General features: G+C 53.4%; 9 protein-coding genes. 7 read left to right on the forward strand and 2 right to left on the reverse strand.

The features are described from left to right. Together recA and recX are read left to right on the forward strand one after the other, a co-directional pair. Nucleotides 1–777: recombinase RecA (recA, locus tag ACTIKR_RS18515; RefSeq protein ID WP_442328637.1), on the forward strand; the 777-nt coding region annotated here is incomplete at its 5' end. Then, nucleotides 770–1,249, forward strand: a complete 480-nt coding sequence (gene recX, locus ACTIKR_RS18520; protein ID WP_193086991.1) for a recombination regulator RecX — start codon at nt 770–772, stop codon at nt 1,247–1,249. The genes recA and recX, both read left to right, overlap by 8 nt. A 235-nt stretch (nt 1,250–1,484) precedes the next feature. On the opposite strand, the gene cfa is transcribed toward recX, so the two are convergent. Continuing rightward, nucleotides 1,485–2,618: a cyclopropane fatty acyl phospholipid synthase gene (cfa, locus tag ACTIKR_RS18525; RefSeq protein WP_442328638.1), complete on the reverse strand. Its 1,134-nt coding sequence runs from the start codon at nt 2,616–2,618 to the stop codon at nt 1,485–1,487. Between the two features lie 189 nt (nt 2,619–2,807). After that, nucleotides 2,808–3,728, reverse strand: a complete 921-nt coding sequence (locus ACTIKR_RS18530; protein WP_442328639.1) for a LysR family transcriptional regulator — start codon at nt 3,726–3,728, stop codon at nt 2,808–2,810. A 305-nt stretch (nt 3,729–4,033) separates the two neighbouring features. On the opposite strand from ACTIKR_RS18530, the gene metE reads away from it, so the two are divergent. From metE to ACTIKR_RS18555, 5 genes are all read left to right on the forward strand, one after another. Beyond that, nucleotides 4,034–6,331, forward strand: a complete 2,298-nt coding sequence (metE, locus tag ACTIKR_RS18535; protein ID WP_442328640.1) for a 5-methyltetrahydropteroyltriglutamate--homocysteine S-methyltransferase — start codon at nt 4,034–4,036, stop codon at nt 6,329–6,331. A 267-nt stretch (nt 6,332–6,598) separates the two neighbouring features. Beyond that, nucleotides 6,599–7,174, forward strand: coding sequence for a DUF2889 domain-containing protein (locus ACTIKR_RS18540; RefSeq protein WP_442328641.1), 576 nt, complete (start codon nt 6,599–6,601; stop codon nt 7,172–7,174). A gap of 87 nt (nt 7,175–7,261) precedes the next feature. Beyond that, nucleotides 7,262–8,422, forward strand: a complete 1,161-nt coding sequence (gene sucC / locus ACTIKR_RS18545) for an ADP-forming succinate--CoA ligase subunit beta (RefSeq protein ID WP_193086986.1) — start codon at nt 7,262–7,264, stop codon at nt 8,420–8,422. A gap of 14 nt (nt 8,423–8,436) precedes the next feature. Continuing rightward, nucleotides 8,437–9,318, forward strand: a complete 882-nt coding sequence (gene sucD / locus ACTIKR_RS18550; protein WP_014750504.1) for a succinate--CoA ligase subunit alpha — start codon at nt 8,437–8,439, stop codon at nt 9,316–9,318. A 236-nt stretch (nt 9,319–9,554) separates the two neighbouring features. Beyond that, nucleotides 9,555–10,250, forward strand: coding sequence for a TerC family protein (locus ACTIKR_RS18555; RefSeq protein WP_442328642.1), 696 nt, complete (start codon nt 9,555–9,557; stop codon nt 10,248–10,250). The last annotated feature ends 60 nt before the right edge of the window (nt 10,251–10,310 follow it).

The raw sequence follows: 10,310 nt of genomic DNA on the forward strand, positions 1-10,310 counted from the left end.
GACGCCGAGCACGCGCTGGACGTGCAGTATGCCTCCAAACTGGGTATTAATCTGGAAGACCTGCTCATTTCCCAGCCAGACACCGGTGAACAGGCATTGGAAATTACCGATGCGCTGGTGCGCTCCGGATCGGTCGACCTGATTGTGATTGACTCGGTCGCCACACTGGTGCCCCGCGCGGAAATCGAAGGGGACATGGGCGACAGCCTGCCCGGTTTGCAAGCGCGTCTCATGAGCCAGGCGTTGCGTAAACTGACCGCTTCCATCAAGCGTACCAATTGCATGGTTATCTTCATTAATCAGATTCGAATGAAAATTGGCGTCATGTTCGGTAGTCCTGAAACCACGACTGGTGGTAATGCGCTTAAATTTTATGCGTCGGTTCGCCTGGATATTCGTCGTATTGGTTCCATCAAAAAGGGCGATGAAGTTGTGGGCAATGAAACGCGAGTCAAGGTGGTCAAGAACAAGGTCGCCCCGCCATTCAAGCAGGCCGAGTTCGATATCATGTATGGTGCCGGGATTTCGCGCGAAGGTGAAATAATCGATCTGGGCGTGCAGGCGGCTGTCGTTGATAAGGCCGGCGCCTGGTACAGTTATAGTGGTACTCGCATTGGCCAGGGCAAGGACAATGTCCGAGAATATCTCAAAGAGCACAAGGAAATGGCTGTGGAAATTGAAAACCGGGTACGCGAGAATATGGGTATTATCGCGCGAGCCCAGGAATTTACGGCCGATCCGGAAGACGTTGCCCAGGCTGCGGAAGCTAATGAGTGATTTTTCCCAAGGGCAGGGCAGGCGCGGCCAGGGTCGCAGCCTGCTTGCCCGTGGTATTTCGTATCTGTCCAGGCGCGAGCATTCGGAATACGAACTTAGAAAAAAACTCGCCCCGCACGCAGAAAGCCCGGAAGAGCTTGACGCAGTAATGCTGCGCCTGAAGAAAGAAAACTGGCAATCGGACAGTCGTTTTCTGCAGGCGACTGCGAATGTGACTGCGCAAAAATGGGGAGCAATGCGTATTGCCGCGAAATTGCGGCAACATCACCTATCTGAAGATGATGTCAATGCAGCAATTCACAATTTACAGAGCTCTGAATACGAACGCGCCAAAGCAGTCTGGGAAAAAAAATTCAAGGGAGCGGCATACGCTACTGCCCAGGAATATGCCAAACAAGTGCGCTTTCTGCTCAGTCGCGGCTTCTCCGCAGATATTGTAAGAAAGATTGTTCGCGCTCCGTCAGACGATTAACATGCATGCTCAATGCGGTCAGATAGCAATAGTTAAATAGCTCCAGTAAATAGCCACATTCAAATAGCCACGGTCAATAGTGTGGTCAAACAACTGCAATCAGACAGTCGTAATCAAATAACCGCAATCAGACAAGTCAAGCAGCCGCAGTCAGACAATGACCGCAGCGGCATCCCTCAGCATTTGTGTCAACCATGCATCCCCGAGCTTTTTCGCATGGCGTTGGCTGCTGCGTCTAGAGCTTGGGCCGTCGATAGCCACCGGGCACACCATTGGGCGACAGAACAAATTGCCATAGCTGGTTGTCTCGCGCCCGGAATGAACCGGCGCAAATGAGCAAATAGTATCTCCACATGCGATAGAAGCGTTCGGAGTATTGCGATGCGTGCTTGTCCCAATGCTTTTCGAAATTGGCATGCCACGCCATGAGCGTTTTGTCGTAATCGGCGCCAAAATTGTGCAGGTCTTCAATCAGAAACAGACCCTCTGTATGGTCAGCAACCTGGCCAATCACAGGAATCTCCCCGTTGGGAAAAATATATTTGTGAATCCATGGATCGGGATCGTGATCGCGAATCTTCCCGCCAATGGAGTGCATAAGGAATAGTCCGTCCTCTTTCAGGTTCTTGCGTGCCGCTTCAAAGTAGGTGCGGTAATTCTTGCGCCCCACGTGCTCAAACATGCCAAGGCTGACAATGCGATCGTATTGCCCCGTCAGGTCACGATAGTCCTGCAATAAAAACTGTACCGGCAGGCCTTCGCATATTTTTTGTCCGTATTCGGCCTGCTCTTTGGAAATAGTGATGCCGGTGCAGTGCGCGCCGTAACGCTCGGCGGCAAAGCGCATAAAGCTGCCCCAGCCACATCCGATATCCAGGACGGTCATGCCAGGCTTGAGCCCCAGTTTCTGGCACACCAGATCCAGCTTGGCTTCCTGCGCCTGATCCAATGTGTTGGCGGTATCCCAGTAGCCACATGTGTAGGTCATGCGCGTATCGAGCATATCCCGGAAAAATTCGTTGCCCAGGTCATAGTGCTTCTCGCCCACTTCCCAGGCTTTGGAGCGGGTCTGGTTATTCACAAAACGGGCACGCAGAACATGCCAGAAAGTAGCGGCGGTTCTGACTTTGTCATCGATGCGATGCCTAAGCAGACGGGTGATCATTTCATCAATCTGGTCGCATTCCCACTGACCATCCATATAACTTTCGCCCAAGCCCATGCTCCCCTGAGCAAGAATGCGGTCTGCTGCTCTGTTATCTGTGAGACGAAGGTCCCACGGCGCGTCTCCGTTGATCGTTACACCTGCTGTTGCAGCAAGTTTGCTCAAATGATCCAAGGATGCTGAATGTTGACTGCCCACGGCCATTTCCCTCTGCTCCTGTCTTTCAAAGAATTAAACAGAAAGTATTGCGAAACGCTGCAACATAGAAAAAATTGATGTTTTTGCGCATAGCAATATTTTTTCCCTAATGGAAATATATATCCATGGTGCTACGGTTTGCAACCCACAAATTCATTTGCGTATGCATTTAACAACTATGGGCTCTCCAGACCGTCAGGAAGCCATACGAATGCCTGCCAAATGCTTGAACGAGATTTCCCTGGCCAGTTCCACAAACGCCTGAATATAGGGGGTTTGGCGGTCTTCGGTGCGGATGGCCGCATACAGCGTGCGCCAGATGCCGGGCGCTTCTCCCAAATGCACGATTTTGAGCCAGTCCTGCGCCTGATACTCGGTGAGCGCCCAGTTCGGTAACGCCGCCACGCCGCGGTTGCTGTTGACCAGTTGGATAATCATCGGGGTCAGTTCCGACTTGCGTATGGAGGCTGGTTCCACGCCTGCAGGATCCAGGAACGCGGTGAAAATATCCAGACGTTCTTCTTCCACAGGATAGGTAATCAGGACCTGGTTGCTCAGATCTGCCGGCTTGATAAAGCGCTTGCGGGCCAGCGGATTGTCTGCGGCTACCGCCAGTACAAGTTCATATTTGAATAGCGCCACATACTCTACCGATTCATTCGGTACGGGATCCGAGGTGATGACCAGATCCAGATCACCGCGCATCAGGGCTGGAATGGGCGCGAAGGAAAAGGCAGCAGACAGATCCAGTGAAATGTCCTGCCATTGCAAGCGAAAGGCATCCAGCGTGGGCATCAGCCATTGGAAACAGGAGTGACATTCAATGGCCAGGTACAGGCGGCCCGTGCTGCCTGCTGCCAGTTTCTGCATTTCGCGTTCGGCGCTGCGGATACGCGGCAGGACGTCGTCGGCCAGCGTCAGCAGGCGTAATGCAGCAGTGGTGAAACGGGCAGGGCGTGTGCGGCGATTCAGCAAATTCAGATTGAGCCTGCTTTCCAGTTCGCGGATTTGGTGCGAGAGCGCCGATTGCGTCACCGACAGGCGTTCGGCGGCATCCTGCAGGTTGCCTGCTTCACGAATGGCGGTCAGCGTTTCAAGATGTTTAATTTCAATCATGGTAATTATTGCTTGCGTGAGAATTTTTCATTGATGCCTGAATGGTATCAAGAAAGCTTCAATCCGATGCTGTTAGCGGTGACTTCATTGGTTATAAGTATATCTGCTCATGAAATAACGTTAAAAATCAGATAGCTATCTTCAAGTATGAATTTTTCTAATATTACATCAATGAATTTGAGCTGTCCTCATTTTCCAGGCGCGGCACAATCTGCCTACTGACTTAATCAGCTCTCATGCGAGGCCACTTCACACCGGGATCGGAAATGGACGTGGCTGTTGAATATTATTAATAGAGATTACATATGGCATTGACACACAATCTGGGTTTTCCGCGCATTGGCGTAAAACGGGAATTGAAAAAAGCGCTGGAGGCGTATTGGGCGGGGCAGTCGACCGAAAAGGAATTGGTCGAGACGGGCAGGCAGTTGCGCGAGCGGCACTGGGCAATCCAGCAAGCTGCGGGTAATGCTTTCGTGACGGTTGGCGATTTCGCCTGGTATGATCATATTCTTGAGTGGTCAACCGCGCTGGGCGTTGTGCCGCCGCGCTTCAACCATCCGAAGAATGCACCGGTCGATCTGGATACGCTGTTCAGAATGGCACGTGGCCGCGCGCCCAGTGGTGAACCGGCAGCCGCATGTGAAATGACTAAATGGTTCGATACCAATTATCACTATATTGTTCCGGAGCTGGCTGCCGATCAGACATTTTACCTGGCGCGTTCGTGCCTGTTTGACCAAGTTGCCCAGGCTCAGGCATTGGGCCACAAGGTCAAGCCGGTGATTCCCGGCCTGCTGACCTATCTGTGGCTGAGCAAGGGTGAATCGTTTTCCAGTGCAGAAGATGAGCGCAAACTGGCGCTGGTTCCGCAACTTCTCCAGGTATACAAGCAGGTGCTCACACGCCTGGCTGAACAGGGAGTGCAATGGGTGCAGGTAGACGAATCGGCATTGGTGCTGGATCTGCCACCGGCCTGGCAAGATGCCTACCGGCAGGTCTACGCAGCACTGGCTACAACGCCGGTGAAAATACTGTTGGCAACCTATTTTGGCGATGTAGCCGACAATACGGAACTGGTATCCTCGCTCGCCGTGGCAGGGGTGCACTTTGACCTGGTTCGCGGTCCGCAGCAACTGGCTCGCGTGCTACCTGCCTGGCCCGCCGACCGCGTGCTGTCAGCCGGCATCATCAGTGGTCGCGATGTATGGCGCACCGATCTGGATCAGGCCGCCGCTTTGGTCGGGCCGGCATTGGCACAACTGGGCGAACGGCTGTGGCTGGCGCCGGCGTCATCGCTGCTGCATGTTCCGGTAGACCTGGCCGAGGAAACCCAGCTGGACGAAGAAATAAAAAGCTGGCTGTCTTTTGCTGTACAAAAGCTTGACGAACTGAGCCTGCTGGCTGCGACAGTGAACGGTACGTTTACCAAAGCGCAGGCTGCTGCGCTTGCCCGGCAGCGCGCTGCGCTGGCCGACCGCAAAGTATCGCGCAGGATTCATAACCCGGCTGTTACCGACCGTGTGGCTGGTGCAGCGTCGGTTGCGCGTAAGCGTGCCCCCTTTGCCGAGCGCATTGTCAAACAGCGTGAGGCGCTGGGACTGCCAGATTTTCCTACAACCACCATTGGTTCCTTCCCGCAAACACCGGAAATCCGCAAAGTTCGCCGCGACTGGAAGGCTGGCGCCCTGAGCGATACCAAATATGAAGAAGCCATTCGCCAGGAAATTCGCGAAGTGGTCAAGTTTCAGGAAGAAGCCGGTCTGGATGTCTTGGTCCACGGGGAACCCGAGCGCAACGACATGGTGGAGTATTTCGGCGAGCTGCTGGCCGGTTTTGCGTTCACGCAGAATGGCTGGGTGCAGAGCTACGGCTCCCGTTGTGTCAAGCCACCCATCATTTACGGGGATGTTGCTCGTCTGATTCCAATGACGGTAGAGTGGACAGCCTTTGCTCAATCGCTGACTGACAAGCCCATGAAAGGGATGCTGACCGGTCCGGTCACGGTGCTGCAATGGTCTTTTGTGCGTGACGACCAGCCGCGCCAGGCAACATGCCTGCAATTGGCGCTGGCGCTGCGCGACGAAGTCCAGGATCTGGAAAAAGCCGGCATCCGGGTCATTCAGATTGACGAACCTGCTTTTCGCGAGGGCCTGCCATTGCGCAAGGCAGACTGGCAAGCCTATTTGGACTGGGCGGTCGATTGCTTCAGGGTCAGCACCTCGGGCGTACAGGACACAACGCAGATCCACACGCATATGTGTTACTCGGAGTTCAACGACATTATTGAATCCATTGCCGCAATGGATGCCGATGTGATTACGATTGAAACATCCCGTTCGAACATGGAGCTGCTCGAAGCGTTTGAACGCTTTAACTATCCGAACGATATCGGACCCGGCGTTTATGATATTCACTCGCCCAACGTCCCGGATCGGCAGTGGATGATCCAACTGATGAACAAGGCGGCCAGTCGTCTGGATCGCAAGCAGTTGTGGGTCAATCCCGATTGCGGGCTGAAAACCCGCCAGTGGCCCGAGACGCGCAGTGCACTGATCGAGATGGTTAACGCGGCTCAGGCATTGCGCGCCGCGGTTCAATAGCATATCGGGTTGTCAAATGAATACCGTGTCGTGATTTGAGCGCGTACTGTTTACCAACCTTTTCCACGGAGATTACGGCTTGCCGCCACTCCGTGGTTTTTTTTGCTTGACGTCGCTTGCGACTGTCCAAGGGTGTTCCGGCGCACTTTACTCTATTTTTGCTTTGCAGCAAAATTTCGCATATATGGCCTTTTTGTGGGCGAGCGCCCAAGGGAGTACGCTATACTTTATCGGTTTACTGACCAATTACTCCTCAATCGTTCGAACATGTCTCTGGGTTCTTCGGCACGCAAGCCAATTCACACCCGTCGTATCACCATGGATGCCTATCTCCGGGAGGATTCACTCTGGGAGCTTGAAGCGCATTTGGTCGATGTCAAAGCGTATGACTTTCCTACCAAAGTCGGTGCAATGCACCAGGCAGGCGACCCGGTGCATGATATGACAATCGTTCTGCTGGTGACGCCAGACGGGGTGATTTCCGATGTTCGGGCCAAATATCAGGCTGCACCTTACGATTCTGCCTGTATGGCCATTGAAGAGGCCTACCGTGGCCTGGTCGGGTTGCATCTGCTGCGTCAGTTCCGGGCGGCGGTACGTGACCGCTTCGGTCGTGTCGATGGTTGCACGCATATGTCCGAGCTGGTTGTGCTGCTGCCTACGGTCTTTGTACAGAGCTTGTCGGCACAGCGCCGCGAGCATGCTGAGAAAACCGGGAAAAAGCCGTTCCAGCTGGAAGGATGCCACGCGCTGGCGCTCACTTCTCCGGTGGTCAGGGAATTTTATCCTGAGTGGTATGTCAACTCGCAAGATGGTAGTAAACGGCGGGTCAGGCAGTCATGATCGCTGTACAGGCTTCAAATAGTCTCATTTCGTGTGCTCGCGCAACGCTGAGCATTTGTTTTTTTATCCTACGCTAATAGGTAATACATGAAGATCCATGAGTATCAAGGCAAAGAGCTGCTGAAAAAATTCGGCGTGACGGTGCCTCGCGGCATCCCCGCATTTTCCGTAGATGAGGCGGTTGCCGCCGCAGAGAAGCTCGGTGGCCCGGTTTGGGTTGTCAAGGCACAGATTCATGCAGGCGGCCGCGGCAAGGGCGGTGGTGTGAAACTGGCAAAGTCTATTGACGAAGTGCGCCAGCTGGCTTCTGAAATCCTGGGTATGCAACTGGTTACCCATCAGACCGGCGCTGCGGGTCAGAAAGTGAACCGACTTCTGGTTGAAGAAGGCGCGGATATCAAGAAAGAATATTACGTCGGCATTGTGACCGATCGCAATAGCCAGCGCGTATGCGTCATGGCATCCAGCGAAGGCGGCATGGACGTTGAGGAAGTGGCGGAAAAAACACCGGAAAAAATCCTGAAAGTGTTTGTTGATCCAGCCCAGGGCTTTACCGATGACGAAGCGCGGGAACTGGCGCGTGGTATTGGCGTACCGGAAGCGTCAGTCGAGAAGGCTGCCGTCGAATTCCAGAAACTGTACAAGGCATACTGGGATACCGACTCTTCCCTGGCTGAAATCAACCCGCTGATCCTGACCGGTTCAGGCGATATTGTCGCACTTGATGCCAAATTCAATTTTGATTCGAATGCATTGTTCCGCCACCCTGAAATCGTTGAATATCGCGATCTGGACGAAGAAGATCCTGCCGAAATCGAAGCCAGCAAGTTTGACCTGGCCTACATTCAACTGGATGGCAACATCGGTTGCCTGGTAAATGGTGCCGGCCTGGCCATGGCCACCATGGATACGATCAAGCTGTTTGGTGGAGAACCCGCCAACTTCCTGGATGTAGGTGGTGGTGCGACCGCTGAAAAGGTTACCGAAGCATTCAAGATCATGCTCAAAAACAAGGAAGTCAAAGCGATTCTTGTGAACATTTTTGGCGGCATCATGCGCTGCGATGTTATCGCCGAAGGCGTTATCGCTGCCTGCAAAGCCGTTAACCTCTCGGTCCCTCTGGTTGTACGTATGAAGGGTACCAATGAAGAGATGGGCAAAAAAATGCTCGCCGAGTCCGGACTGCCAATCATCAGCGCCGATACCATGGCTGAAGCCGCGACCAAAGTCGTAGCCGCCGTTAAGTAAGCAAGGAATTTTTCATGTCAATTCTGATCAATAAAGACTCCAAAGTCATCACTCAGGGTATTACCGGCAAAACCGGTCAGTTCCATACACGTATGTGCCGCGATTACGCCAATGGTAAAGAAGCCTTTGTGGCTGGCGTCAATCCCAAACGCGCAGGCGAGGATTTCGAAGGCGTGCCTATTTACGCTTCGGTCAAGGATGCAAAGGCGCAAACCGGCGCCAATGTGTCTGTTATCTATGTTCCACCGGCAGGGGCTGCCGATGCGATTTGGGAAGCGGTAGAGGCAGACCTGGATCTGGTTATCTGCATTACCGAAGGTATTCCTGTTCGCGATATGCTGGCCGTTCGCAACCGTATGCGCCAGGAAAACAAGAAAACGCTGCTGCTGGGCCCCAACTGCCCTGGTCTGATCACGCCCGATGAGCTCAAAATTGGCATTATGCCAGCGCACATCTGCAAAAAAGGCCGCATCGGCGTAGTCAGCCGCTCAGGCACACTCACATACGAAGCCGTTGCACAGTTGACCGAACTTGGTCTGGGACAATCGAGTGCCGTCGGTATCGGTGGTGACCCGATCAACGGGCTCAAGCACATTGATATTCTCAAAATGTTCAATGAAGATCCAGAAACAGACGCAGTGGTCATGATTGGCGAGATTGGCGGACCTGACGAAGTCAATGCCGCTGAATGGGCCAAAGATAATATGACAAAGCCGATTGTTGGCTTTATCGCGGGTGTGACTGCACCTCCTGGAAAACGCATGGGCCATGCCGGCGCGCTGATCTCCGGCGGCGCCGATACGGCAGATGCCAAGCTGGAAATCATGGAAGCTTGCGGTATTCGCACCACGCGCAATCCGTCTGAAATGGGCAAATTGCTCAAATCAGTACTGTAAGTTCCCTCCGTGGCTTATCGCTCAATCCGGGCGATAACTGCTGAAACGCCCCTGAGAATCACAATTGTGTTTATGTGATTTCAGGGGCGCTTTCTTTTGATACGTGTTCTAAAGTCAGGGCACTGTCAGCAAAGATTCATAGAATGATGGCACGAATAAAAAGTACCCGCGGCAATGTCGCGGGTGACAACACCGACAGCGTTTTCTCATTTTAAAGTCTCTTTGAAAGGTTCACTATGGATATAGGTTCTTCGGCATTCTGGCTCGCCCTGCTTGAAATTGTGTGGGTAAATATTCTGCTGTCGGGTGACAACGCGGTGGTTATCGCTCTGGCGGCCCGCACGTTGCCGGAAAATCAGCAGAAAAAGGCAATTGTGATCGGCTCGGGCGCGGCCATCGTGATGAGGATTATTCTCACACTGGTCGCAGCCAAACTGCTGATGCTTCCTTATCTGAAAATCATCGGCGCCCTGCTGCTGGTCTATATCGGCGTTTCTCTGGTCAACTCGGATGACGAGCAGGGCGGGCATGAAAAGTCCCACGCCACGCTGATGAGCGCGATTCGAACCATTCTGGTTGCTGATCTGGTAATGAGCCTGGATAACGTAGTTGCGGTTGCTGCTGCAGCCCATGGCGATACCACGCTGCTGGTCATCGGCCTCGCACTGAGTATTCCGCTTGTAATTTTCGGCAGTACCTTGCTGCTGAGCGTCATTGAAAAGTTTCCGCTCATCGTATGGCTGGGCGCGGCGCTACTCGGCTATATTGCAGGTGAAATGTTTGTCGGCGATCCTGCGATTGAGCCCCGTACCGAGAGCTGGGCGGCGCTGGCGCACATGACGCACCATCAACTGGCCGTTACCATGGGTATTGCAGGTGCGCTTCTGGTTGTTGTGCTGGGCAAAATTTTTGTGGCTCGTACAAAAAACTGACGTAGCACTGAACACTCTGTTTTATAATTGCTCGCAGTCTGGAGCAGGAAAGGGCGCTCA

The sequence above is a fragment of the Advenella sp. genome, from assembly GCF_052108595.1.
In the GTDB taxonomy this organism is placed as follows: domain Bacteria; phylum Pseudomonadota; class Gammaproteobacteria; order Burkholderiales; family Burkholderiaceae_B; genus Advenella.

What these genes read in the sequence shown, in the direction of transcription:
- sucC (WP_193086986.1), top strand. Translation starts at nt 7,262, where the DNA reads ATGAAGATCCATGAGTATCAAGGCAAAGAGCTGCTGAAAAAATTCGGC.
- ACTIKR_RS18555 (WP_442328642.1), top strand. Translation starts at nt 9,555, where the DNA reads ATGGATATAGGTTCTTCGGCATTCTGGCTCGCCCTGCTTGAAATTGTG.
- recX (WP_193086991.1), top strand. Translation starts at nt 770, where the DNA reads ATGAGTGATTTTTCCCAAGGGCAGGGCAGGCGCGGCCAGGGTCGCAGC.
- ACTIKR_RS18530 (WP_442328639.1), bottom strand. Translation starts at nt 3,728, where the DNA reads ATGATTGAAATTAAACATCTTGAAACGCTGACCGCCATTCGTGAAGCA.
- ACTIKR_RS18540 (WP_442328641.1), top strand. Translation starts at nt 6,599, where the DNA reads ATGTCTCTGGGTTCTTCGGCACGCAAGCCAATTCACACCCGTCGTATC.
- sucD (WP_014750504.1), top strand. Translation starts at nt 8,437, where the DNA reads ATGTCAATTCTGATCAATAAAGACTCCAAAGTCATCACTCAGGGTATT.
- metE (WP_442328640.1), top strand. Translation starts at nt 4,034, where the DNA reads ATGGCATTGACACACAATCTGGGTTTTCCGCGCATTGGCGTAAAACGG.
- cfa (WP_442328638.1), bottom strand. Translation starts at nt 2,618, where the DNA reads ATGGCCGTGGGCAGTCAACATTCAGCATCCTTGGATCATTTGAGCAAA.